At 72.3% G+C, this 24027-nt stretch carries 18 protein-coding genes; 12 read left to right on the forward strand and 6 right to left on the reverse strand.

Annotated elements, in window-relative coordinates; translation table 11 throughout:
- Window positions 1–103 precede the first annotated feature (103 nt).
- Window positions 104–1990 (forward strand): Na+/H+ antiporter NhaA, encoded by a 1887-nt coding sequence (gene nhaA / locus ABEA24_RS10380; RefSeq protein WP_345430471.1) that lies wholly within the window; start codon window positions 104–106, stop codon window positions 1988–1990.
- 94 nt (window positions 1991–2084) lie between these two features.
- The gene (locus ABEA24_RS10385) at window positions 2085–2351 is read left to right on the forward strand and encodes a hypothetical protein (RefSeq protein ID WP_345430472.1); all 267 of its coding nucleotides are present in this window, start codon (window positions 2085–2087) and stop codon (window positions 2349–2351) included.
- 45 nt (window positions 2352–2396) lie between these two features.
- Here the strand turns inward: ABEA24_RS10385 and ABEA24_RS10390 are convergent, their stop codons facing one another.
- The gene (locus tag ABEA24_RS10390) at window positions 2397–2846 is read right to left on the reverse strand and encodes a cupin domain-containing protein (protein WP_345430473.1); all 450 of its coding nucleotides are present in this window, start codon (window positions 2844–2846) and stop codon (window positions 2397–2399) included.
- A gap of 281 nt (window positions 2847–3127) precedes the next feature.
- On the opposite strand from ABEA24_RS10390, the gene ABEA24_RS10395 reads away from it, so the two are divergent.
- Both ABEA24_RS10395 and ABEA24_RS10400 read left to right on the forward strand, forming a co-directional pair.
- A complete protein-coding gene (locus ABEA24_RS10395) occupies window positions 3128–3763 on the forward strand; it encodes a TetR family transcriptional regulator (protein ID WP_345430474.1) in 636 nt (211 codons plus the stop codon).
- A 170-nt stretch (window positions 3764–3933) separates the two neighbouring features.
- Entirely contained in the window at window positions 3934–5394 is a 1461-nt protein-coding gene (locus ABEA24_RS10400) for an AMP-binding protein (protein ID WP_345430475.1), read from the forward strand.
- A gap of 186 nt (window positions 5395–5580) precedes the next feature.
- Here the strand turns inward: ABEA24_RS10400 and ABEA24_RS10405 are convergent, their stop codons facing one another.
- From ABEA24_RS10405 to ABEA24_RS10420, 4 genes are read right to left on the reverse strand one after another with little or no spacing between them, the layout of a single operon-like run.
- Window positions 5581–8649, reverse strand: coding sequence for a hypothetical protein (locus ABEA24_RS10405; RefSeq protein ID WP_345430476.1), 3069 nt, complete (start codon window positions 8647–8649; stop codon window positions 5581–5583).
- Window positions 8646–9287 (reverse strand): hypothetical protein, encoded by a 642-nt coding sequence (locus ABEA24_RS10410; protein WP_345430477.1) that lies wholly within the window; start codon window positions 9285–9287, stop codon window positions 8646–8648. Before ABEA24_RS10410 ends, ABEA24_RS10405 begins: the two co-directional genes overlap by 4 nt.
- The gene (locus ABEA24_RS10415; RefSeq protein WP_345430478.1) at window positions 9280–10047 is read right to left on the reverse strand and encodes a hypothetical protein; all 768 of its coding nucleotides are present in this window, start codon (window positions 10045–10047) and stop codon (window positions 9280–9282) included. The genes ABEA24_RS10410 and ABEA24_RS10415 overlap by 8 nt, the downstream gene beginning before the upstream one ends.
- On the reverse strand, window positions 10040–11290 hold the full coding sequence (locus ABEA24_RS10420; RefSeq protein WP_345430479.1) for a hypothetical protein: 1251 nt from the start codon (window positions 11288–11290) through the stop codon (window positions 10040–10042). Before ABEA24_RS10420 ends, ABEA24_RS10415 begins: the two co-directional genes overlap by 8 nt.
- A 291-nt stretch (window positions 11291–11581) precedes the next feature.
- Between ABEA24_RS10420 and ABEA24_RS10425 the strand changes: the two genes are divergently transcribed.
- The 7 genes from ABEA24_RS10425 to ABEA24_RS10455 all read left to right on the forward strand — a co-directional run bounded on the left by ABEA24_RS10425 (window position 11582) and on the right by ABEA24_RS10455 (window position 19475).
- Complete coding sequence (locus ABEA24_RS10425) at window positions 11582–12361, forward strand: AfsR/SARP family transcriptional regulator (RefSeq protein WP_345430480.1); 780 nt, start codon at window positions 11582–11584, stop codon at window positions 12359–12361.
- An 89-nt stretch (window positions 12362–12450) separates the two neighbouring features.
- Entirely contained in the window at window positions 12451–12771 is a 321-nt protein-coding gene (locus tag ABEA24_RS10430) for a DurN family substrate-assisted peptide maturase (RefSeq protein WP_345430481.1), read from the forward strand.
- A 37-nt stretch (window positions 12772–12808) separates the two neighbouring features.
- Complete coding sequence (locus ABEA24_RS10435; RefSeq protein WP_345430482.1) at window positions 12809–13045, forward strand: cinnamycin family lantibiotic; 237 nt, start codon at window positions 12809–12811, stop codon at window positions 13043–13045.
- A 228-nt stretch (window positions 13046–13273) separates the two neighbouring features.
- Window positions 13274–16534, forward strand: a complete 3261-nt coding sequence (locus ABEA24_RS10440) for a type 2 lanthipeptide synthetase LanM family protein (RefSeq protein WP_345430483.1) — start codon at window positions 13274–13276, stop codon at window positions 16532–16534.
- Window positions 16535–16570: 36 nt separating this feature from the next.
- The gene (locus tag ABEA24_RS10445; RefSeq protein WP_345430484.1) at window positions 16571–17515 is read left to right on the forward strand and encodes a Nif11-like leader peptide family natural product precursor; all 945 of its coding nucleotides are present in this window, start codon (window positions 16571–16573) and stop codon (window positions 17513–17515) included.
- An 11-nt stretch (window positions 17516–17526) separates the two neighbouring features.
- Complete coding sequence (locus ABEA24_RS10450) at window positions 17527–18648, forward strand: ABC transporter ATP-binding protein (RefSeq protein WP_345430485.1); 1122 nt, start codon at window positions 17527–17529, stop codon at window positions 18646–18648.
- Entirely contained in the window at window positions 18645–19475 is an 831-nt protein-coding gene (locus ABEA24_RS10455) for an ABC transporter permease (RefSeq protein WP_345430486.1), read from the forward strand. Before ABEA24_RS10450 ends, ABEA24_RS10455 begins: the two co-directional genes overlap by 4 nt.
- 19 nt (window positions 19476–19494) lie before the next feature.
- Here the strand turns inward: ABEA24_RS10455 and ABEA24_RS10460 are convergent, their stop codons facing one another.
- Entirely contained in the window at window positions 19495–20106 is a 612-nt protein-coding gene (locus ABEA24_RS10460) for a class I SAM-dependent methyltransferase (RefSeq protein WP_345430487.1), read from the reverse strand.
- Window positions 20107–20323: 217 nt separating this feature from the next.
- Here ABEA24_RS10460 and ABEA24_RS10465 point away from each other — a divergent pair, with 217 nt between their 5' ends.
- Window positions 20324–23869 (forward strand): FG-GAP-like repeat-containing protein, encoded by a 3546-nt coding sequence (locus tag ABEA24_RS10465; protein ID WP_345430488.1) that lies wholly within the window; start codon window positions 20324–20326, stop codon window positions 23867–23869.
- Window positions 23870–24027 lie beyond the last annotated feature (158 nt).

Raw genomic sequence — 24027 nt, forward strand, 5'->3', positions numbered from 1 at the left:
CCGGGAACCGGGCGACGTCCGGATCGCCGCAGGAGAGCGGCCCTCATGGCCGGACGGCGACCGCCGTGCCCGGCCACCTCCTCCCCTGCGTGAGAATTCGTGTATGACCGAATCACGGGAGGCCGCCCCGTTCTCGGGACGGACGGTGTGGGCGTGGAATCTCAAGACGCCGCTGCGGGAGTTCCTGCGGACCGAGACCGGCAGCGCGGTCGTGCTGCTGTCCGCCACGCTCGTCGCGCTGATGTGGGCGAATGTCGACCCGTCCTCGTACGAACGCACCTGGCGCACGGTGCTGTCCGTGCGCATCAGCGACTCGAAGGTGTCGCTGGACCTGCGGACGTGGGTGAACAGCGGCCTGATGACTTTCTTCTTCTTCGTCGTCGGCCTGGAGGCGCGGCGGGAGTTCGACCTGGGCGAGCTGCGCGACCGCCGCCGGCTCGTCCTCCCGCTGATCGCGGGCGTCGGTGGCATGGTCGTCCCGATCGCGATCTACCTCGCGGCCAACGGCGGCGGCCCGGCGGCGCACGGCTGGGGCACCGCGATGTCGACCGACACGGCGTTCGCCCTCGGCATGCTCAGCCTGGCCGCCGCGAAGCTCCCCGCGCGCATGCACGCCTACCTGCTCACGGTCACGGTCGTCGACGACTTCGTCGCCCTGGCGGTCATCGGCGTGTTCTACAGCAAAGCGGTCAGCTTCACGCCGCTGCTGATCGCGATCCTCATCTTCGCGCTGATCCTGGGCGTCCGCGCACTGGGTGTGCAGTACGGCCTCGTGTACGCGCTGCTGGGCATCGCGGCGTGGGTCGCGATGCTCGAGTCCGGGGTGGAGCCCGTCGTCCTCGGCCTGGCGATGGGCCTGATCACGTACGCGTCGCCGGCCGCCCGCACGGACCTGGAGCGCGCGAGCGACCTGTTCCGGCTGTTCCGCGAGCAGCCGACGGCCGAGCTGGCACGGACCGCCACCAGCGGCCTGGCCTCGGCGATCTCCCCGAACGAACGCCTGCAGCTGCTCTACCACCCCTGGACGAGTTACCTGATCGTCCCGCTGTTCGCCCTCGCCAACGCGGGCATCACCGTCAGCGGCGACCTGCTGGTCCGGGCGTTCACCTCCCCGATCACGCTGGGCATCCTCATCGCCTACGTCGTCGGCAAGCCGCTCGGCATCACCGGCTCGACCTGGCTGGTCACCCGGCTGAGCCGCGGCCGGATCCGCCCTCCGGTCGGCTGGGTCGCCGTGACGGGCGGCGGAATGATCGCGGGCATCGGTTTCACGGTGTCACTGCTGATCGCCACGCTCGCCTTCACCGGCACCGAACTGGAGGAGGCGAAGCTCGGCATCCTCGGGTCCGCGCTCGCGGCGTCGATCCTGACCTGGCTCCTGTTCCGCGTCACCCAGATGCTCCCGACGCGGACGCGGCTGCGGGCGCTGATGGGCACCGCCGAGGGCATCGTCGACCTCGCCATACCGGTCGACCCGGACCGCGACCACATCCGGGGACCGGAGGAGTCCCTGGTGACGGTGGTGGAGTACGGCGACTTCGAGTGCCCGTACTGCGGCCAGGCCGAGCCGGTCGTCCGGGAGCTGCTCGCCGGGTACGGCGACGTGCGGTACGTCTGGCGGCACCTTCCGCTGCACGACGTCCACCCCCACGCCCAGCTCGCCGCCGAGGCGAGCGAGGCGGCGGCCGAACAGAACGCATTCTGGGAGATGCACGACATCCTCCTCGATCACCAGGGCGCTCTGACCGTCCGTGACCTGATGCGCTACGCCGGGGAGCTGGAGCTCGACCTGGAGCGCTTCCGGCGGGACCTGCGTGAGCACACCGGCGCGCCCCGGATCGCCGATGATCTGGAGTCGGCCGACCTCAGCAGCGTCTCCGGCACCCCGACGTTCTTCATCAACGGCCGCCGCCATCACGGCGCGTACGACATCGAGACGCTGACCGCGGCCGTACGGGCGGCCAAGGCCCGCGCGGTGATCAGCGCCTGACCCGGGCCGGCCCGCCGACCGAAACATCGGAATCGGGCGTGTCGGGTCGACGCAAAACTCGCTATTCGAACACGTGTTCGAATAGAATGAGGGCATGAGACGGCGTGTGTACGACGAACCGGTCCAGGTAGAGGTCCTCGCCGATCGACCGACCCACTTCACCTGGGACGGGCGCGGCTATGAAGTGATCACATTCGTCAAGATGCTCGGGCTGCAGCGGCCCCGAGAGGACGTCGACACCCAGCTGTGGCAGGTCCGGGCCCAGGCGACCGGAAGCCAGACGCCCGCGACGTACGAGCTGCGCCGCGACCACGGGGTGTGGCAGCTGGCCGCGATCTGGGAGCCGAGCGCCCAGAACTGATCGGGCGGACCCGGCCGGAGCGCGGTCCCCGCCGCGCTCCAGCGGTCACGACACGGGGCAGCCCGGGTTGGCGACGGGGACGGCGAGCGGCGCGCCCACCGGGTCGAGGTAGGTGACAACGAGGACGACCGGCGTCCGGCCGAGGTTCCGCCCGAGGTGCACCTCGCGGGGTCCACTCGGCTCGACCAGGGCGCTGCCCACCGGGTACACGCGAGGCCGGCAGTCGGCCTCGTACCGGGTCAGCGTCCCCGACCGGACGACGCCGATGAGGCGTCCGGGGTGATAGTGCCAGCCGGTGGTGCCGCCGGGCGGGATCGTGATCGTCCGTACGACGACCTCGGTCGCCCGGCCGGTCCGGATGGTGACCCGGCCCTGCATCGTGCCGTCGGCCAGCGTGACGGCGGTCGGAGGCGGCTCGGGATCCGCCCCGGCCGCACCGGCCAGGAGGGCGACCGAACAGCCGGTGAGCGTTAAGACCTTCCAGGCGGTCCGCATACCCTCACCATCTCCGGCCAGGGCCCACGCGTTTCGGCTCGCCCAGCGAACCGTACGCGGCGCGGGCATCGCGTTCTCGCGACGCGAGTTCCGGGCGTTGCACGCGCACGGCGCGGGCTCCGCGCGTTGCGTACTCGAGGCGCGAGTTCCGGGCATCACATGCGCACGGCGCGGGCTCCCGGCGTCGCCTACCCGCGGCGCGGGCTCCCGGCGTCACATGCGCACGGCGTGGGCTCCGGGCGTTGCGTACTCTTGGCCCCTGACCCGAAGGGGGTGCCGCGATGGAACCGGCGACGGTCGGCGACGACCCACCGGCCACCAAGCGCCTGCCCTGGGCTCAGCGGCGTGACCAGTTGCTGGCCGCCGCCGAGCGGGTGATCATCCGCGAGGGGCCTCAGGTCTCGATGGACGACATCGCCGCCGAGGCCGGGGTTTCCAAGCCGATCGTCTACCGGCACTTCGGCGACAAGAACGGCCTGGCCCACGCGGTCGGCGAGCGGTTCTCCGTCGCGCTGATGACCGAGCTGCACGCGGCCCTGGGCGCCCACGCGGACCCGCGCGAGCGCACGCACGCCGCCATCGAGGTGATCCTGCGGCGCATCGACGAGGCGCCTCAGACGTACCGCTTCCTGACCCGGGGCAGCGCCGAGGGCGCACCGGCCCTCGGCGACGCGCTGGACGCCTTCATGCGCCTGATCGGGGACGATCTGGCCGACTTCATGTCGTCGGTGAACAAGGACAAGAGCCCCGAACGCCGGATTCTGCTGCTGACGTGGGGCCATGCCATGGTGGGGCTGGTGCGCAGCAGCGCCGACCTGTGGCTCGACCGCCGCCACGTCAGCCGGGAGGAGCTCGTCGACCAGCTGACGGACCTACTGTGGAACGGTTTCCGGGATGCCGACTGGACGACGGACTGATGAGATCATCTTCCAGAGCGGCATTCGGGAAACGCTTGACACGCCCGTACGAGGGGACCGTATGTTACGTGAAGTAACTTACTGTTCTCACCGCTTGACCCCGCCGAACGCTCCCGCGACGAACCGGCCGCCGCGTGGTGATTGCCGGAGCCGCAGAGGAAGAGAAGACCATGTCCGCAGTCCCCGGAACCCCGCTCGGCGTCGCCTTGACGCGGCTTGCGGCGGAGGATCCCGCGAGACCGGCGCTGACCTGCGGTACGACCACCCTGTCCCGGCGGGAGCTGGACGAGCGCGCGAACCGCTTCGCGTGGGAGCTGCGGGACCACGGCGTCCGCGTCGGCGACCGCGTCGCGATCGTCCTGCCGAACGGCGTCGACTTCGTCGTCGCCCTCCTCGGCACCTGGAAGACCGGCGGCACGCCCGTCCCGGTCTCCGATCGGATGCCGGCCGCCGAACGCGGGCCGGTCCTCGAGCTGGCCCAGCCCAGGGTCGTGGTCGCCGAGAGCGGGCCGGACACCCTCCCGCCCTCGGCCGGAGCGGACCAGCCGGAGTCCGCGCCGCCGGGCGTCATCCCGGAGCCCTGGAAGATCCTCACCTCGGGCGGCAGCACCGGACGGCCGAAGCTGATCGCCGCCGTCGAGCCGGGCGTGGCCGAGCGCGCGGGTCTGTTCGGCCTGGCGGTGCAGATGCCCGAGGGCGGGACGGCGCTGGTCACCGCGCCGCTGACGCACAACGGCCCCTTCATGTCCCTCACCGCGGCGCTGCTGTTCGGCAAGCACGTCGTGTTGATGGAGCGGTTCGACGCGGCGGAGGCGCTCCGGCTCACCGAGCGGCACCGCGTGGACTGGATGTACGCCGTGCCGACGATGATGCACCGGATCTGGCGGCTGCCGGAGGCCGAGCGCACGGCCGCGGACCTGTCGTCGCTGCGCGTGGTGTTCCACCTCGGCGCACCGATCGCGCAGTGGCTCAAGCAGGCGTGGATCGACTGGCTGGGCCCGGAGCGGATCTGGGAGCTGTACGCCGGGACGGAGGCCCAGGCCGTCACCCGCATCAACGGCACCGAGTGGCTCGCGCACCGCGGCTCGGTCGGCCGCCCGCTCACCGGCGACATCCAGGTGCGCGACGAGTCCGGCCGCCCCCTCGGGCCAGGCCAGGTCGGCCAGGTCTGGATGCGGCCGGACGCCGGCCCGACCTACACCTACATCGGCGCGACGGCGCGCAGCGACGGCCGCTGGGAGTGCCTCGGCGACCTCGGCTACACCGACGCCGACGGCTACCTCTACCTCACCGACCGCGACACCGACATGATCCTGGTCGGCGGCTCTAACGTGTACCCGGCCGAGATCGAGGGCGTCCTGGAGGAGCATCCGGCCGTACGCTCGGCCGCCGTCATCGGGCTGCCCGACGACGACCTCGGCTCCGTGCCGCACGCCATCGTCCATGCCGACGGCGACGTGGACGAGGCGGCCCTGCTCGCCCACCTGCGCGACCGGCTCGCCCCCTACAAGGTCCCCCGGACGTTCGAGTTCGTCACCGAGTCGCTGCGCGACGACGCCGGCAAGATCCGCCGGTCCGCCCTCCGCGCCACCCGCCTCCCCGCCGAGTCCTGCACCACGGCGGGCCGCTGACTCGCCCTCGGCCCGATGATCACGCTGCGGACCCGCCGAGCCAGGCCCGGACGCCGTCCGGCAGTCCGTTGACCCAGGGAAGCCTGCCGCCCAATCCCATCGATCGCCTCCTTCTCGGGAGTACCGTCCCGTGATCCCCGGTGGCCGCCGCGCGGCGGCCTCCGGGGATCAGTGCGTCGTATCCGGTCAGCCGGGGGCGCCGCGGGTGATCCAGTCGTGGGTGAGCTCGACGCGCTCGTTGTTCTCGTCGAAGCCCCAGACCCGGGTCGGGTCGTTGAACGGCGACGTGACGGCGTGCCGGCTGAACCACAGGATCTCGCCGGTGTAGCTCGCCGCGTGCGGGAAGACGGCGTCCTGGCAGGTGCCGAGGACCGTGACGCGCTGGGAGTTGGCGGCGCGCTGCAGCGCGGCGAGGATGTCGGAGCGGTTCTGGTCGCCGAGGCTGTTGCCGAGCTCGTCGAGGACGAGGACGCGACCCTCGGCGTTCTCGTCGCTGAGCAGGGCCGCGAGCACCAGCTGGATCGCCTGGATCTTCTTCTGCGCGCTGTTGCCGGTCTCCTTGTACGGGATCGCCTCCCCGCCGAGGTCGCGGACCCAGGCCGGGGTGACGGCCCACCGGCGGGGCTGTTCGGGTTTGGCGGGCTCGCGGGCCTGGATGATGAGCCGGGCGCCGAACCCGCCGCGGGCGCGGTCGAGCCGGTCGTAGGTCGCGCTGACCGCCTCGAGACGGCCCTTGACGACCTCCCTCACCAGCTTCTGCACCGTCTGCAGCTCTTCCTCTCGCTCCTCGCGCACGGTGTCGAGCTCGCCGAGCGCCAGCTGCCGGCGCCGGCGCTCCTCCTCGATCTGCACGCGGGTGCGCCGGTCGTGCTCGGCCATGCCGGTCAGCACGTCGTCGAGGGCCTCGGTGAGCGCCTGGAGCCGGCGAAGCCGGTCGGCGAGCGACTCGGTGGACAGCGAGTCGCGGAACCGGTCGACGAGGTCCTGGACGTCCGACGGCGCGGGCGTCCGCGCGTACAGGGCGTGCACCGCCTCGTTCAGCGCGTCCCGGGCGTGGTTCATCAGGGCGTCCGGGCCGGCGGACCGCAGCTTCGGCTCCTGAGCCCCGAGCAGCTCTTCGGCCGCGGCGGCGTCGCCGCCCCATTGGTCCGTCCAGTACCGCAGGGGCAGGTCCGCGCGCCGGGAGGTGAGCTTGGCGAGCTCGCGTTCGACGTCGGTGAGCTGCTGGCGCGCCTGGGTCGTCTTCTGGGCGAGGAACCGCCGCTGCTGTTCCAAGGTGTCCACCTTGGTCCGGGCGTGCATCCAGACGGTGCGCGCCTCGTCGACCCGCTCCCTGAGGGCCGTACGGCGGTGGCGCACGTCGGTGAGGCGCTCCTTCAGCTCGGCGAGTCTCTCGTCCAGCTCGGCGAGCTGCCCGGCGGCCGTGGCGTGCTTCAAGGCGTTCTCCAGGTGGGCCCGACGGCTCGCCACGGCCGCGCGGGACTCCTGAGCGGCCTCGGCGCGCCCCTCCGCCTCTTCCAAGCGGGCCTGCGCCTGGCGGATGCGGGCGTCGCGGCCCGCGATCGGCTCGGGGAACCCGCCGATCACCGTGACGCCCGAGTCGCCGTCGTGGGCGCTCGCCGGGTCTGCCACGGCCTCGGTGCGGTGTTCCACGGACGCGAGGAACCGCCGGATCGGGATCCGGCTGGTCACACCGGTGGGCAGCGGGGTGTCGGCCGCGCCGTCGAGCGGGCCGTCGGCGGTCACGAGGACGGATCCGGGCAGCGATCGCAGTGCGTCCACGGCGGCGGGACGGTCGCCGGGGGCCACCACCACGGCGTGCCGGTAGGGCCACAGCCGTGGCTCCCATGCGCCACGGACCTGGTCGTCGAGCGTCACGGCGTCGAGCAGACCGGCGGCGGGCAGCCCGGCCGCGTCGAGCCGCGCGAGGCTCGCGGCGGTGTCGGGGTCGTGGCCGGCCTGGATGCGCTCCAGGGCCGTACGCGCCTCCCCGAGCTGCCCGGTCGCCTGGCGCACGGCCCACTCGGCCTCCATCAGCTCGGGGGCCGACGCCTCGAGGTCGGCGCTCAGCGTCTCCGCCGGCGTGCCGTCCCACAGCTCCGCGAGCCGGGCGAGCGCCGGGCGGGACCCGCCCAACCGCTCCAGCTCCCCTTCGTACCGTCCCTCCTCGCCGATCAGGCCGCTCAGATCCTCCTGGAGTGACTGGTGGACGCCCTCGAGCTCGGCGACGCGCTGCTGCAGTTCTTCGGGGACGGCGAGCTCGTCGAGCTCCTCCTGGGTCTGCCGGACGGCCTCGCGGCGCTCCTCCACCCGCGCGCCGAGCCCCTCGATCTGATCGCCCAGCGCGGCGTCGTCGGCGCGGACGTCGAGGAAACGGCGGGCGGCGTGCAGCCGCCGCAGCACGGTGACCCGGGCCACGTGCTCCCGCGCGCGGTCGCGGTCCGCGACGGCCGCCAGGTCGCTCTCCTCCTCGAGGCGGCGCTGCTCATCGCGGCTGCGCTCCTCGGCGTACCGGGACTCGATCTCGACCCGGTTGGCCCGCGCGTCGCTCTCCTTGTCGACCAGGTCGGTCAGCCCGGCAAGAGCGATGAGGGAGTCGCCGATCTCCTCCGGCTTGAGGTGGGACAGCTCCTCCGACACCAGCGACGGCGCCTCCGGGCGGGTGCCGTCGGTGTGGAGGTAGGACATGCAGCGCGGCGACGAGCCGTACAGGACGTCGCCGATCCGCGTCACCGGCACGCGGTTGCGCAGGGTGGCCCACGTACGGTGCGCGGTCTCGAGGCGCTGAGCGTCGTCCGCACCGCGGGCGAGGACCAGGCCGTCGCTCCAGCGCACCTCGGCGTACGGGCTGCCGCCGGACTGCAGACGGATCCACACCGACAGGGCCGACCGCTCGTCGGCGTCGCGCTCGCCGAACACCCCGACGATGTATCCGACCGTCGCGGGCGCGTGCTCCTTGGCGGACAGGCCCACCGGCTCGGGACGGAACAGCAGCCGCGCGGCGTACTTCCCGCTCTCGTGCAGCCGCCACTGCGGATCGGCGAGGATCAGCGTGATGGCGGACAGGAACGTCGTCTTGCCCGAGCCGTTGCTGTCCACCGGGCCACGCCCGGCGACGGTGATGAACTGCCCGGGGACGATCGGGATCGGGTGCGACGTGAGCGTGCCGATCTCGAGCGTCTGCAGCGCGATGAGGTCGCGCCGGCCGACCACTCCGCCGAGGCCCGCCGCCTCGATGTCGATCTCGCTCGTCACCGTTTCTCCCCCTCGATGGCCTGGGATCGTGCCTGCGCCCGCCGGCGGCGGATGGCGTCGGCGAGTGCGCCGTCCGGGTCCGCCAGCAGAATGAGGTTCTCCTCGATGAGGTTCGAGGCCTGCGGCGTCAGTCGCAGGAACTGCGGGCCCGGCCGGATCGGCGCGCTGTCGCCGGGCTGGAGCAGGCCCCGGTCGCGCAGCCGCTGCAGCGACAGCCGGATCTGCTCACGGGAGCGGATGCGCGAGTTGACGAGCGTCTCGAAGCTCACCCGGCGAGCCTGGTACGCCCGCGCGGTGCGCGGCAGCTCCCCCTGGGCCTTCGGGATCACGAACCCGTGCAGCAGGACCAGCGCGAGGACGGCCGCGTCGATCGGTTCCAGGGCGCCGATGCCCTCGCGGGCCAGTTCGCGCGCGACGGCGTCGTCGTACCCGGAGATGAATCCCTCGCGCAGCTCGATGAGGACCCGGCCGGCCGCGGCCAGCATCGCCTCGACGTACGGCCGCAGGTCCGGCGCGAGACCGCGGTACATCGCCACGGGCACCGGCTGGTCCGCCTCCTCGACCGCCGCGACCGCCCGCCGCACGGCGAGCCTCAGCTCGTGCGGCAGCGTCTCCAGGGCCGGGACACCGTCACTCATCCGCCGTCTCCCCGTCCTCAGGAGCCGCCGCCTGCTCGTCCTCGCGACCCGGCACCACCTCATCCTGAGGAGTCGCCGCCTGCTCGTCCTCGCGACCCGGCACCGCCCCGTCCCCAGGAGTCGCCGCCTCCTCGTCCTCGCGACCCGGCACCGCCCCGTCCCCAGGAGTCGCCGCCTCCTCGTCCTCGCGACCCGGCACCGCCCCGTCCCCAGGAGTCGCCGCCTCCTCGTCCTGGGGGCCCGGCATCGCCTCGTACACGCGACGGAGCGCGGCCACATCGTCGTCGGGCAGTGCCGCCAGCCGTACGCCGAACCGTACGCCCTCGTCGTCCTGGTCGATCCACGCCGCGCGCCGCAGCCACGCCAGGGAGCGCTTCGGCGCGTTGTCGAAGATCGGGATCGCCTCGTCCGGGCGGGCGTTGACGCGGGCGAGCAGCGCGAACACGCGTTCCGGAGCGACGACACGTCCCGGGTAGGGGTGCAGGTGCGGGTCCTCCCAGCAGAGCCGCACACAGGCGGCGAAGGTCAGTTGCAGGGCGGTCGACGGCGTCGCCCACAGCGAGTGGTCCGCCTGCTCTGCCAGGTCGATGTCGGCGGGCCAGGTCAGCAGCGCGACCTGGCCTGCTGCGCCAGGCGCCAGAACGATCTCGCGCCCGGCCGCGCGGGCGGCCGCCGACACGGCCGTCGACGTCTCCGCGGACGCGCCGCCCAGCGCCCGAAGCCGAGCCAGTGCCAGGGCGGAGGGGGCCGGCTCAGCCATCGCGGTCACCCTGGGTCGTCGTGGCCCGGTCGGACTCGGTCGTGCGCACGCCGAGTTCGCTGACGTACGTCGTCGGCGCGTCGGCGGCGACGTGCAGCCGGTCGCCCAGCACCGGCTCGAACGGCAGGTCGGGGTCGGTCGCGGAGACAAGGACGTCGGCGATGACACGCGCCGCCTGCCGCCACGGCGTGCCCCGCAGCCGGTCGGTGAGGTCGACGGCGTCCGCCGGCCCGATGTGCGCCTCGATCGCGGCGCGCCGGGACGCCTGGTAATCGCGGAGACGCTCGGCCGCCTCCTCGACCGGGTCGCCCTCGGGCAGCGGGTCCTCACGCCGCGGGCGGCGCTGCCGAGGCCGCGGGCGCGGCTGGTGCGTCTCGATCGTCCGGAGGATCTCGTGCGGCGACAGGTGGAGCCGGGGCGGGTCGAACACGATGCCCTCGAAGACGGCGGCGAGGGCCTCGGGGCTGCCGGTGATCGCGGCGGTGAGGTAGGCCTCGGCGTCCAGGAGGGTGAAGTCCCGGCGCTGCGCCGCCTGGTCGAGAAGGCGCGCCATGTACTCCTGCACGGCGTTGACGTACTGCAGGGCGGCCTCGGCCATCCGCTCGGCGGCCCGGCGGTGCTCGCCGAAGTCGCGGTTGACCCGCTCGACGATGCGCTCGGCCTGGGTGAAGAGCCGCTTGGCGTCGCCGTGGTGGCGCTGCTCGGCGATCAGCTCCTCCAAGGGCCGGTGGCGCACGAGTCGGCGCAGGTGCCCGGACCGGATCGTGAACTCGCGGCGCGCCTGCACGAGCGCCTCGGCCACCTCGCGGCTCGTCGCGCTGCCGCGCTCCAACTCGCGGTAGGTGGCGTCGAGGAGCGTGACCAGCTCCTGCAGACCGCCGCTGGCCTCCAGTCGGCGGAACACCAGCAGCGCCGCCGACGAGGCCGGGTTGAGGACGTAACGCCACTCGTAGTCGCGCTGGGTGAACGGCTCGATCAGGTCCATCTTGCAGAACAGCTCGAAGTACCGGTCGAACTGTGAGCGGCCGCAGATGTGGGCGCAGGCCTGGGCCAGCTCGGCGCGCGTGAGGCCGCCGTACGCCTCATGGTCGCCGAACGCGGCGTGGATCGCGCGCGCCACCTCGAGCTGGTCGAGGTCCTCGGTGACCGCCCCGCGGTCGCCGGCGACCGGCGCGGCGAACGCCTTCAGCCGTCGGTGGAACGCCTCGCGCACGGCGATCACGTCGTCGTGTTCGAAGCGCATCTGCCCGGTCATTCGTCACCCCCCTGTCGTCCGGACCCCCCCTGCCGTCCGGAGCACGACCGTAGCCCAGTCGGCGGACATCCCGTGCACCGAGAGCGTCGCCGCCCGCGGTCGGCGAACGACATGATCCCGGGCCCTGTCGCACACCGTGAACCAACTACGCAAAGTAAGATCTTGCTACTTTGCGTTAATCTCAAGAAGGCGTCAACCGATCCGCCCCCGACCGCCGGACAGCCCACCTTCGACGCGAACGCCAGCCGAATCGCCTGCGACACGAGCGGGAGCCCAGCCGTGCACCGTCCATCCTTCCGAATCCTCGGTCCCCTGGAGGTCACCGCCGACGGGTGCCGCGTCCCCGTGCCCGCGGGAAAGCAGCGCACCCTGCTCGCGACCCTCCTCCTCGGCGCGAACCAGATCGTGTCGCTCGACGAACTGACCGAGCGCCTGTGGGACGACTCCCCGCCGCGCCGGCCACGCGGGGCGGTGCACACCTACGTCACACGGCTCCGCCAGACGCTGGGCCGACCCACCGCCGGCCTGATCCATACCTCGGCCGCGGGGTACCTCATCGAGGTCTCTCCCGCCGATCTGGATCTCATCCGGTTCCGCGAGCTCGTCGCGCGGGCCCGGGCCGCGGGCAAGCGCGGGGACATCGCCGGCGAGTCGGCCGACCTCGCCGAGGCGCTGTCCCTGTGGCGGGGGCCGGTCCTGCCGGACGTCCGTTCGGACTCCCTGCACCGCGACGTCGTCCCCTGTCTCATCGAGGAGCGGCTTCGGGCCCTCGACCGGCGCCACGAGGCCGACCTCGCCCTCGGGCGTCACGACCGCCTCATCGGCGAGCTGCGCGCTCTCACCGGCCGGCACCCCTTGCACGAGCGGTTCTGGCGGCACCTGATGCTCGCGCTGTGCCGGTGCGGAAGGTCGGCGGAGGCGCTGGAGGCGTACGCCGCGATGAGCGCGTGCCTGCGTGACCGGCTCGGCGTGTGCCCGGGCCCGGAGACGCGCGACCTGCACACGGCGATCCTGCGCGGCGTTCCCTTGGTGGCGGTCCGGAGCGACAGCAAAGTGTAAGAGCGTTGAAAGAGGCCTTTCCTAGCGTGGTATCCGCCGAGCGAGAAAGGTCGACGATGAGCGCGAAAGGCCCCACCATATACCCGGGCGTGGACATCATCCGGCGAATTCAAGGGCTAGTGATCCTGTGTTCGCTGCTGCCCCCGGACGGAAAACTGCGTGAGGCCATCGAGCTCGCGCTGTCCCTGCACGAAGAGCCCATTCTCTCCCGTGTCACGCCCATGGAGGATCTGCATCCGCACGCCGTCAAGGCGTGGCTCGAGGCCCTCTGGGCGTCCGAAGGCGTCGGCCCCGAGGTGAAGGAGCTGGTCGACTGGCAGAACAACACTGACAACATGGCGGCCGCCATTCAGGAGCTCACGAACGTCGAGCGACAGATCGGCGTGAAACTGACCGCCGAGAAGGCCTGACCGACATCCATCACCACGTTTCACAGGGAGGTACTCCATGTCCACAGAATTGGCCCTTAGGGCCGTCGTCGACGACGGATTCCGCGCCGAGATGCTCGCCGACCCGGACGCTTTCGGCGTGTCAGTGTCGACGCTGCCCGCCCCGGTCGAGCAGCCGGACCAGGAGTCGCTGGACTTCTGGACCGAGGGCGCCGCCGCCGTGGAGATCTACGCCTGCGCGAGCACGTGCAGCTTCGGGCCCCTCACCTTCATCTGCGACGGCACCACGAAGTAGGCGTCCGCACCACGTCTCTCGGTTCGCCGCGGTGGGTCGGCCCGGCCGGCCCACCGTCCCGACGCAACGAGCGGCCGGCAGCCTGCCGTCCCGGAATGCCGCCGGATCTCGCCCGCAGGATCTCGGAGGCCCTTCGGCCCATGGCCGGAAGGGGCCCCGGGTCATCCAGCCGTCACCGCGGGACCGTTCCCGGTCCTTCCTCCCGATGCCCTAGCAGGAGCCAGTCCCATGGGTGACCACCCCTACCTCGATCTCGCCGCACGGGCCGCGAACCTGGCGGAGCGGATGCGAATCGTCGCCGCGCTGGAGAGCCGGGGCGGCACCCCTCCTGATCCGGTTCCGTCCCTCACGTCGTTCGACGCGTGGCACATCGCGCGGATGGCCGACCGGCTCGAGGCCAAGTTCGGCAAGGAGGCGCTGAACCGCTCCGGTCCGGCCCGCCCCGGCAGGGCGCGCCTGGTGGAGATCCTCACCGCGTACCGCCGGCACGAGCTGGGGATGGCCACCGCGGACGCGTCGACCAGGTCGGTGTTCGCCGGCGTACACGCCTCCTGGCTGCCGACCTACCAGGCGGCCCTGAGCCGCTTCGGTGATCCCGACCCCGGATCCACCGCCGTACGGGCGGAGGCCTCCGCCGAGGGTGCCGACCCGAGCTGGCGCGCCACCGATGTGTATTACGGCCGACGGGCCAAGGCGTGTGAGCCCTTCCTGCTCGAGCTGGGGCGTCGGCTGGAGGAGGCCCGCACCCGCCATCCCGGGCTGTTCGACCGGCGGCTGGTCGACGACTTCCAGGGGCATCTCCTCGACCGCTTCGAACTCCCCCTGGCCTGGGCGCTCGAGGCGCACGCCAATGTGCACTGCGCCCGGCACGGCATCGACAAGGCGCGGGCGACGCGCGACGACTACCTCGCCTACCTCGACGCGACGTTCGCCGACGCGGCCGCCTACCACCGCTTCTACCTCGCGTTCCCCGTGCTCGGGCGGTGGCTCGCCCACGTGACCGAGCTGCTCTCCGACTTCGGCACGAGCCTCGTCCACCGCCTCGCGGCCGACGCCGCCGACATCGGCGACGCCATCTTCGGCGAGGAGATCGCGGTCTTCCGGTCCATACGCCAAGGCCGGTCCGATCACCATGCCGGAGCGCGCACCGTAGCGATCGTCGACGTCGAGCTCGCCTCCGGCCGCACCGGATCGTTCGTGTACAAACCGCGCTGCATCAGGTCCGAGGCGGCGATGCAACGACTACTCGACCGGCTGCACCACGACGGCGTGCTCGGCTTCGCGTCCCGTCCGGTCCTGCCCCGGCAGGGGTACGGATATGAGGCGCTGATCCCGGCGGGCCGCAACCACCTCGACTCCCGGGAGCAGGTGGAGCACGTCTACCGGGAGCTCGGCGGGCACCTGGCGATCTTCTACGTGCTCGGCGGCGGCGACCTGCATTTCGAGAACATCCTCGTCGCCGACGGCCACGCCCACGTGTGCGACTGCGAGACCGCTCTCGCGGTGTTGCCCCGCGGACAGGAACGCCCGGCCGGCACACTGCTCGACTCCGTCTTCAAGACCGGCCTGCTCGAGTGGCCGCGGGCCACGACCTCCGCCGCCGAGATGCGGATCAGCGGATACTCCGGCGGCGAGGGGTACGACGTGCCCGTTCCGGTCCCCCGGCTGGACGGTCCCCGCCTCGGCTTCGAGGCCTCGGTGACCCACCGGACCGACGTGCACGTCGAGTCGGAGGCGTCCAACCGGGTCTTCCTCGGCGACCGGTTGACGGAGCCGCAGGACTTCACCGACGCCATCATGAACGGGTTCGACCGCGTCTACGCGTGGTTCGAGCAGCGGCCGGAGGACGCGGTTCGCTTCATCTCGGAGACCTTCACCGACGCGTCGGTGCGGTTCATCAACTGGGGCACGCAGATCTACGCACAGCTGCTGCTGTCCGCGCGGCACCCGAAATGCCTCGTCGATCCTCTGGAAGTCGACCTTCTCGCCAACACCGTGCGGACGTTCCCGCGCACCTGGGACCACGAGGGCGTCCTGGCCGACCGCGAGCTCATCTCCCTGTGGCGGCTCGACATCCCGATCTTCACCACCGACGCCCACGGCCACCGGCTCGTCCACGACCACGCCACCGAGTTGCCGTCCTTCCTCGACGTCTCCCCCGTCGACCACGCCGCGCAGCGCATCCGGCGGCTGTCGGCGCGCAATCGCGCGCAGCAGCGCCAGTACATCACCGCCGGGCTGGCGGCCGGGGAGGTGACCAGCCCGGCCTTCGTCACCGCGTGCCTCGACTACGCGGCGCGCATCGGCGAGCGCCTGTGCGCGGGCCTGCGCGAGCCGTCGGCGCCCTCGCCCTGGACCTCGTACGAGCTCGCGGGCGGCACGATCACCGAGGCCGACGTCGAAGGCGACCTGTACCACGGGTCCGGTGGGATCGCCCTGTTCCTCGCCTACCTCGACTCACTGGTCCCACGCCCGGAGTTCCGCCGGGCCGCCGAGCGGGCCCTGTCCCACGCCATCGCGCGCGCCGACCGCGAGAACATCGGCGCCTTCTCCGGCGTGGGCGGCCTCATCTACCTGCTGACCCACCTGCATCACCTCTGGCAGGACCGCGGTCTGCTCGAACTTACCGAGCGGCTGAGCCGCGATCTGCCCGGCGGGGTGGACGCCGACACCCGCTTCGACGTGTTCGGCGGCAGCGCCGGGCTGATCCCGGTGCTGCTCGGCCTCGCCCGGGAGACCGACGGCCGGGGGCTCGACACCGCCCATCGCTGCGCCGCCCGGCTCCTCCGCCACGCCGACGCGGACGGCGACACCCTCAGCTGGCCGCTTGCCGATCCCGGCGATGCGGCGGCCAACCTCACCGGTTTCGCCCACGGCGCCGCGGGTGCCGGGTGGGCGCTGATCCAGCTCGGCCGGCTCGCGGACCGGCCGTCGTACGTCGACGCCGGGCGCCGCGCCTTCGCCTACGAGGCCCGCCACTTCGACCCGGTCGACCAGGACTGGTACGACCTGCGCACGGTCGCCGGCGGGATACTCCGCAACGGACGCCGCTACGCCAACGCCTGGTGCAACGGAGCCTCCGGCATCGGCCTGAGCCGCATCGCGAGCTGGGCGGCGCTCGGTGGCGATGACGAATCCATGCTCCGCGAGGCGTACCAGGCGCTCTCCGCCACGATGCGCAACTTCCCCCGGCTGATGAACGACACGCTCTGCCATGGCCGCTCCGGCAACGCCGAACTGCTCCTGCGGTTCGCGCTCCTGCGGGACGAACCCGCTTTCCGGCTGGAGGCCAACGTCCAGGTGCGGACCCAGTGGCGCAGCATCGACGACGCCGATGCCGGCGTCGTGGAGCACAGCGCCGGCTTCTTCCCCGGGCTGATGGTCGGCATGTCGGGCTTCGGGATGCACTTCCTCAGGCTCGCCGCGCCGGACCGGGTGCCCTCGGTGCTCCTGCTCGACCCGCCGTCCGCATCACCGGAAGACCGATGACGTCGCCCGATCGATCGACCCAGGAGGTAAGGCACGATGTCCGTCGAAGCCGGCCAGGCGTTCCTGCGGATCGCGTACGGCACGCCCGAGCTGTCGGAGCAGCTTCGGGCGATGACCGGAGTCCAGGAGCTGGTGCGCCTCGGCTCCCGTCACGGGTACACCTTCACGGTTCCCGAGCTGATGGAGGCGTCGTCCTCCACGGCACCGGGGCCGGCGGCCGGGCGCCCAGCGGCGACCGCCCCCGCCACTCGCGACATCCGGGCCGCCGCGCGCCCGGACCCGACGCCGACCCGCATCCTGCACCATGAATACCGCCTGACCGACCTGCCCGGTTTCGGCGGCGTCGCCGAGCAGCTGCAGCACCTGAAGATCAAGCCGTCGTCGGTCGACATGGGCCGGTTCCGGCGGACGTTCCGGGACGAGGACCTCCGCTCCACGGACCGGTCCCCGGCCGACCCGGAGTATCGCGCCTGGCATCAGGAGAGGGCCCGGACCGGATGGCGCGATCCGGCCGTCGGCCCGGACGCTCCCCGGCGCGACTTCCATCTCATCAACCTCGACGAACACGTCGACCATCCGGGATATGACCGCTATTTCGCGGCGAAGCACCGTACGATCGCGGAGCTCGAGGCCGCGTTCGGCACCGAGGTGCGCTTCTCCGGCAGCCTGTGGTACCCGCCCGAGAGCTACCGCCTGTGGCACACCAACGAGACGCAGCCAGGCTGGCGGATGTACATCGTCGACCACGACGAACCGTTCCCCGACCCGGCCGAAACGTCGTTCTTCCGGTACATGAACCCATACACCGAGGAGATCGTGACGCTCCGCGAGAGCCCCCGGATGGTGCGGTTCTTCAAGGCCGAGCAGGACCCCACCCGGCTGTTCTGGCACTGCATCGTCAATCCGACCACCCGGCATCGGTGGAGTTTCGGGTTCGTCGTGCCGGACGACTGGATGGCCCGACTCTCCGTACGAGCGTGAAGGGCGGCCGGATGCTGAGAGCCAGACGGCCGCCGGCCGCACGCCGGGCGGCGACCGACCCGGCCGGCGTCCCTCCCGAGGCCGGTGCCTCTCCCCGGGCGGGCGCCCTCGTCAGGAGGCCCACGGCCGCCGACGCCACGGCCGCCGACGCCTTGACGACGGGCACCCTGATGGCGGACGTTCCGGCCGGCGGCGCGCCGGCGATCCGGGTTAGCGGGCTGCGCAAGTCGTACCCCGGCGTGGAGGCCGTGCGCGGCATCGACCTCACCGTCGCCCAGGGCGAGACCTTCGGCTTCCTCGGCCCGAACGGCGCGGGCAAGACCACCACGATCGCGATGCTGTGCACCCTGGTCCGCCCGACGGCTGGACGGGTCGAGGTCGCCGGTCACGACACGCGCACCGCGCCCGGGCTCGTGCGCCGCAGCATCGGGCTCGTGTTCCAGGAGAGCACACTCGACGGTGACCTGACGGCCGCCGAGAACCTCCGCTTCCACGCCGACCTGTACGCCATACCGCGGGCGGAGTTGGCGGCGCGGGTGGACTCCCTGCTCGACCTCACCGGCCTGACGGCGTCGCGGGACCGTCTCGTACGCACCCTCTCTGGCGGCATGCGCCGCCGGTTGGAGATCGCCCGTGGCATCCTGCACCGACCGCGCGTGCTGTTCCTCGACGAGCCCACGGCCGGCCTGGATCCGCAGTCGCGAGCCCTGCTGTGGGACCACCTCGAGGAGGTCCGCGAGCGCGAGGGCACCACGCTGTTCCTGACCACGCACTATCTGGAGGAGGCCGAGCGCTGCCACCGCATCGCCATCATCGACGACGGCCGGATCATCGCGGAGGGTTCCCCGGCGGAGCTGAAGTCGGTGCTCGGTGCCGACCGGGTCGACCTGCGCACCGGCGACGACGAGAAGGCGGCCGCCGCTCTGCTCGACCGATTCGGGCTGGCGGCCGTCGCCGGCCCGCAGGGCCTGCGCGTCCACACCGAGGACGGCGCGCTCCTCGTCCCCCGGCTGTGCGCCGGCCTCGACGTCCCGGTGTACGAGGTGACGGTCACCCGGCCGAGCCTCGACGACGTCTTCCTGCACCACACCGGGCGCAGCATCCGCGACGAGCCGGTGGGCGGCGCACGGTGACCGCCGTCGTCACGGCGCGCTGCGCCGCCGAACTGCGCGCCGCGCGGATGGTCTGGCTCCGGGAGCTGCTGCACTTCGTGCGCGGCGGTGCCGCCAGCCTCGTCTCACTGCTGCAACCGCTGCTGTTCCTGTTCGTGCTCGGCATCGGCCTGGCTCGGATGTTCGCAGGTGCCGGAGGTGGCCACACTTCCGATTACCTGATGTTCCTCTTCCCAGGGGTCCTGGTGATGGCCGCGCAACCGCCCGCGATATCCGTCGGCGCGTCGATCGTCTGGGATCGCCAGAGCGGCTTCCTGCGCGAGATGCTGGTCAGCCCGGTGCGCCGGGGCACTCTCCTGACCGGCAAGTGTCTCGGCGGCGCGACGGTGGCGACCTGCCAGGGGATGATCGTTCTGGCCTGCGGGGGCCTGGTCCACCTGCCGTATCGGCTCGGGCTGGTGGCCCTGTTGTCGGCGGAGCTGGCGCTGACCGGGCTGGCGATGACCCTGCTCGGAGCAATGGTCGCGGTCACCATCAGGCGGCCCCGGACCTTCAGCACGGTGCTCGGCGTGCTGATGACTCCGTTGGTCTTCCTGTCTGGGCTGATGTTCCCGGTCAGCGCGATGCCCGGCTGGATGGCGTGGGCCGCGCTGGCCGACCCGCTGACCTACGCGGTCGACGCCATGCGGCAGACCATCGCCGCGCGGGCACGCCCGTCATCCCTGCTGTTCCAGCCGGTGGCCTGGGGTGGCTGGCACCCACCGCCCCTCGCCGAGCTCGGGGTAGTCGCCGCCTTCATCGCCATCTGCCTGGCCGTCTCCGCCCACCGGTTCTCCCGCCTCGACTGACGGACGGCCGGGGCGATCGTCAGGGCTTGCGCCAGTGCACCGAGTAGCGCCACAGCAGGCGCCGCCGGAACCGCGCGCCGGGCAGCAGCCGTAGCGCCTCTCGCCGGACCTGCCCCCAGCTCATCTCGGGGTCCATCACCGGCATGCCCGCCGGACCTCCCACACCGCGCACGCGGTCGATGACCTTGACGGCCGGCAGCGCGGCGCCGCTGAGCACCCAGTCCAGGGGCGTACGGTTTCGGGCGAGGCTGACGACCACCAGCGTCCCGCCCGGCCGCAGCAGCTCGGCCATCCTGGTCAGGGTGCGCTCGAAGTCCATGTGGTGGATGGCCGCCACCGAGCAGACGAAGTCGTACGCGCCCTCGGGGAACGGGTGCCGAAGGAAGTCCGCCTGGACGAACTCCATCGTCCCGGACGCGCTCGAGTCGGCGGCGCGCTCACGCGCCTGTTCGATCATCTCCGCGGAGAGGTCGACACCGGTCACGTGGCGCGCCCGGCCGGCGATCCTGCGGGCGAGAAGGCCCTCACCGCATCCGACGTCCAGCGCCGCGTCGCACGGGTCCGGCATCGCGCCGAGCACGAGCCGGTGGTAGTGCGTGTTGTGGTTCCAGTAGTCGTCAGTGTGGGTCACCGGTTAATGATCTCGGAACGATCGCCGGGCCGGGAAACCGACCGTCCGGACGCGGCGCCCGTTCACGTCCTCGTTGACCGGTGCCGAGGCACCTGACCGAGACCGCGATCTCCGGGACTAACGCGAGAAAAACTCATGTCCTCATCCGGCCAGAGGACTACTCATCACCTGAGGGTTGGCGGACAGTGATCCACGGTCAACTCTTCGAGGTGGTCCCATGAGGCGTCTCCCGGCTGTCGCGTTCGCCGTCGTCCCCGCCCTGCTCGTCCTGCTGGCCCGGCCGGGCGTCGCGGCGAGCGGCTTCCCGGCGGGGTCGCCGAACGATCCGAGCTACGCTCCGGTCGAGAACGGCGCGCCGGTGAGCTGCCTGACCACGGCCACTCCGGGCGGAGAGCAGCACAATCTCTACTCCTTCCTGCCGCGTTGCACCCCCGGCGCGAAGGACCCGGAGGGCGCCGCCGGGATGTCGGTGGACACGGCCTGGCGGGACTACACCACCGGATCGCCGGACACGGTGATCGCCTACGTCGAGGCGGGGATCAACTGGCACGCCGGGGACGTCGCCGACCTCGCCGACAAGGTGTTCCTCAACACCGGTGAACTGCCCAAGCCGGCCGGATCCGCGACGTACGACAAGAACGGCGACGGCGCGGTCACCGCCGCCGACTACGACGGCGACCCCCGCGTACGCGACGCGAACGGCAACGGTGTCATCGACCCCGAGGACCTCATCGTCGCGTTCTCCGACGGCAAGGACGACGACGGCAACGGCTTCCCCGACGACATCTCCGGCTGGGACTTCTACGACGACCAGAACGACCCGGCCACACCCGACTCGACGTACGACCACGCCAACGACCAGCAGCGGGTCGCGGCCGCGCAGACCGACAACGGGAAACTGGGCGCCGGAATCTGCCCGAAGTGCCGGCTGCTGCCGATCCGCGCCGGCGCGGAGGCGCTCGACCGTACGGACGACCTCGCGGCGGCGTGGCTGTACGCGGGCCGGGCAGGGGCGAAGGTCATCGTCAGCACCACGGCCGACCTCGGGTACTCCTCCACGATGCGCCGCGCCGTCGACAAGCTCTGGAACGACGGCGTGGTCATGGTGGAGTCCAGCAACGACTTCGACTCCACCGACCATCAGGGCGGGATGTTCTGGCCGCACGTGATCCCCGGCAACGGCTTGGTCGCCAACGCGGCGGGCGCGCCGGGCGCCCTCGCCAACGTGCTGACCTCGACCTACCGCGAGCGCTCCAACCTCACCTCCTACGGCGCCAAGGCGATGTTCTCGGTGGCCACGCAGGGCGGCTCCACGTCCGAGTCGACGCCGACCACCGGCGGGCTGTTCGGCCTGCTGCTGTCGTACGGCGCGCAGGCCGCGAAGGAGAAGAAGATCGACCGGCCGCTGACCAACGCCGAGGCCGTGCAGGTGCTGCGGGCGACCGCGAGCGACGTCGACGACGCGAGCCTCGGCTGGCCGGGCCGGCCGGGCTGGGACCGGCAGTACGGCTACGGCCGGCCGAACGCCACCAAGGCCCTCGCGGCGGTCGCGCACGGCGACATCCCGCCCGCGGCCTGGATCGACAGCCCGGACTGGTACGCCCTGTACGACCCGGAGACGACCTCGTCCGTGCCGGTCACCGGGCACGTCGAGGCGCGCCGTGCGAAGAGCTTCCGGTACGAGCTCGGGTTCGCGCCGGGGATCGAACCGGCCGACTCGGCGTTCATCAAGGCCGGCGACGGCCAGGGCACCGGGGCGTACGACGGGAAGGTCGGCACGCTGGACCTGAGCCGGCTGCCGGCATCCTTCTGGGACAAGGCGTACGCGATGCCCGGCGACAAGGAGCTGTCGTCGACCGAGCAGTACACCGTGACGCTGCGGCTGCGCGTCTGGGACGACGCGGGCCGGATGGGCGAAGAGCGGCGCGCGATCGCCGTCCACCACGACGCCACCCTGCGGACCGGCTTCCCGCTGCGCTTCGGGATCGGCGGGGAGAGCCAGCCCGCCCTCACCGACCTGCGCGGCACCGGCCACCAGGACATCGTGTTCGGCGACGCCGACGGCCGCGTGCACGCCCTCGACGGGGTGAGCGGGCAGGAGCTGTCCGGCTGGCCCGTGACGACCAACGCGAGCCGGACCCGGATCCCGGGCTTCGATCCGGGCCATGAGCCGATCGTCGCCCCGGTCGCGGTCGGCGACCTGTTCCACGACGGCCGTCAGGAGGTCGTGGCCACCAGCACGACCGGCCGGACGTACGCGTTCGACGCCCAGGGCCGGCTCCTGCCCGGCTGGCCGAAGACGCTCGACACGGGCGTGGCCAAGCCCGCGATCCCCCGGCCCGCCCTGGCCTACACCCGGCTCCCCCATCAGGGCGCGACGGCCTCCCCCGTCCTCACGGACCTGGACGGGAAGGCCGGGCTGGAGGTCGTGCAGGCCGGATGGGACGGGCGGGTGCACGCCTGGCACGCCGACGGCTCCGACGTGCCCGGCTGGCCGGTGACCGTGGCCGATCCGCCGAAGCCGGCGTCCGGGCTGACCGCGATCGACGACGCGAAGCTCGACGCCACCCCGGCCCTGGCCGACCTCGACGGCGACCACCGGCCGGAGATCGTCGTACGCTCCCAGCACTCCGAGAGCCATGGCGCGGGCATCCAGGCGTTCGGCGCGAACTACGTGTACGCGTACCACGCCGACGGCTCGCCGGTGAAGGGATGGCCGGTGCGCCTGCCGTCGATCGTCACCTACTACGGGAGCGCGCAGGAGTTCATCACCGAGGCCGCCAACAGCCCCGCGGTCGCGGACGTGGACGGCGACGGCAAGGACGAGGTGGCCACCGGCCCGTCGTTCTCCGCGACCTTCCTCGTCAGCGGCGACGGCACGATCCGAGGCGCGTACGGGCCGTTGAACAACCCGGCGTCCGGGCTGCTGAACCGCGACGCGGCCGCCGTACGCGCGCTGCTGACCGGGTCGTCGCCGTCGCCTGCGATCGACCTGCCGGCGTCATTCACCACCAGCGGCGCGTTCGGGAGGTTCGGCGCCGACGGACGGCTCGGCTACGCCGAGTCCGGGTCGGGTGCCGTGTCGCTGGTCGCCGCGCTGCTGTATCCCGGCAGCGGCACCGCCATCGGAAACTATGAGCGCGGATACGACGCCGCCACGACCCTGCCCGTGACGGGGTACCCGCACGCGCGGGCGGGCCTGGACTTCCTCGGCGCACCGCTGATCGCCGACGTCACCGGGGACGGCCGGGCCGAGGTGGTCGACGGCGGCGACACCTCGACGGTGCAGGCGTACACCTCATCCGGGCAGGCCGCGGGCTTCCCGAAGTTCACCGGCGGCTGGACGTTGTTCTCGCCGGCCGCGGGCGACCTGGACGGCGACGGGCGTACGGACCTGGTCACCACGACCCGCGAGGGCTATCTGTTCGCCTGGCGGACCGACGGGCGGCCGGACGCCGAGTCGTGGGCCTACCATCACGACGAGCAGCGCACCGGACGGTACGGGACCGACACCCGACCGCCCGGCGTCCTGCGCGACCTACGACGCGACGGCACGACCGTGACCTTCGTCGCGCCCGGCGACGACCGGTACGCCGGCCGTGCCGCGAGCTACCGCGTCAGCGCCGACGGCCGGGTCTCCACCGTCACCGCGACGGTCGGCGCGGGCGGCCGGCAGAGCATCGCCATTCCGGCGGGCGCGCGGCGGGTCGTGATCCAGGCCGTCGACGACGCGGGCAACCTCGGCCCGCCGGTGACTCTCTGAAAGCCCCTACCGAGAAGGCGACGCTCAAGGGCCGCCGACCGGACGTCACCCCGCCGACCGGTCGTGCGGCCTGCGGGCCGAGTCGGCCACGGTGTACCCAGCCCGACGTCACCCCCGCTCGGCCAGAGTGCGCGGCCGGACGCCGCCCCGTCGACGGG

The organism is Actinoallomurus vinaceus, from assembly GCF_039542055.1.
Classification (GTDB): domain Bacteria; phylum Actinomycetota; class Actinomycetes; order Streptosporangiales; family Streptosporangiaceae; genus Actinoallomurus; species Actinoallomurus vinaceus.

Excerpts from the sequence above, each read along its gene's own strand:
- ABEA24_RS10465 (WP_345430488.1), top strand. The coding sequence starts at position 20,324 with ATGAGGCGTCTCCCGGCTGTCGCGTTCGCCGTCGTCCCCGCCCTGCTC.
- ABEA24_RS10385 (WP_345430472.1), top strand. The coding sequence starts at position 2,085 with ATGAGACGGCGTGTGTACGACGAACCGGTCCAGGTAGAGGTCCTCGCC.
- ABEA24_RS10390 (WP_345430473.1), bottom strand. The coding sequence starts at position 2,846 with ATGCGGACCGCCTGGAAGGTCTTAACGCTCACCGGCTGTTCGGTCGCC.
- nhaA (WP_345430471.1), top strand. The coding sequence starts at position 104 with ATGACCGAATCACGGGAGGCCGCCCCGTTCTCGGGACGGACGGTGTGG.
- ABEA24_RS10440 (WP_345430483.1), top strand. The coding sequence starts at position 13,274 with ATGGGTGACCACCCCTACCTCGATCTCGCCGCACGGGCCGCGAACCTG.
- ABEA24_RS10415 (WP_345430478.1), bottom strand. The coding sequence starts at position 10,047 with ATGGCTGAGCCGGCCCCCTCCGCCCTGGCACTGGCTCGGCTTCGGGCG.
- ABEA24_RS10395 (WP_345430474.1), top strand. The coding sequence starts at position 3,128 with ATGGAACCGGCGACGGTCGGCGACGACCCACCGGCCACCAAGCGCCTG.
- ABEA24_RS10410 (WP_345430477.1), bottom strand. The coding sequence starts at position 9,287 with ATGAGTGACGGTGTCCCGGCCCTGGAGACGCTGCCGCACGAGCTGAGG.
- ABEA24_RS10450 (WP_345430485.1), top strand. The coding sequence starts at position 17,527 with ATGCTGAGAGCCAGACGGCCGCCGGCCGCACGCCGGGCGGCGACCGAC.
- ABEA24_RS10445 (WP_345430484.1), top strand. The coding sequence starts at position 16,571 with ATGTCCGTCGAAGCCGGCCAGGCGTTCCTGCGGATCGCGTACGGCACG.
- ABEA24_RS10420 (WP_345430479.1), bottom strand. The coding sequence starts at position 11,290 with ATGCGCTTCGAACACGACGACGTGATCGCCGTGCGCGAGGCGTTCCAC.
- ABEA24_RS10435 (WP_345430482.1), top strand. The coding sequence starts at position 12,809 with ATGTCCACAGAATTGGCCCTTAGGGCCGTCGTCGACGACGGATTCCGC.
- ABEA24_RS10400 (WP_345430475.1), top strand. The coding sequence starts at position 3,934 with ATGTCCGCAGTCCCCGGAACCCCGCTCGGCGTCGCCTTGACGCGGCTT.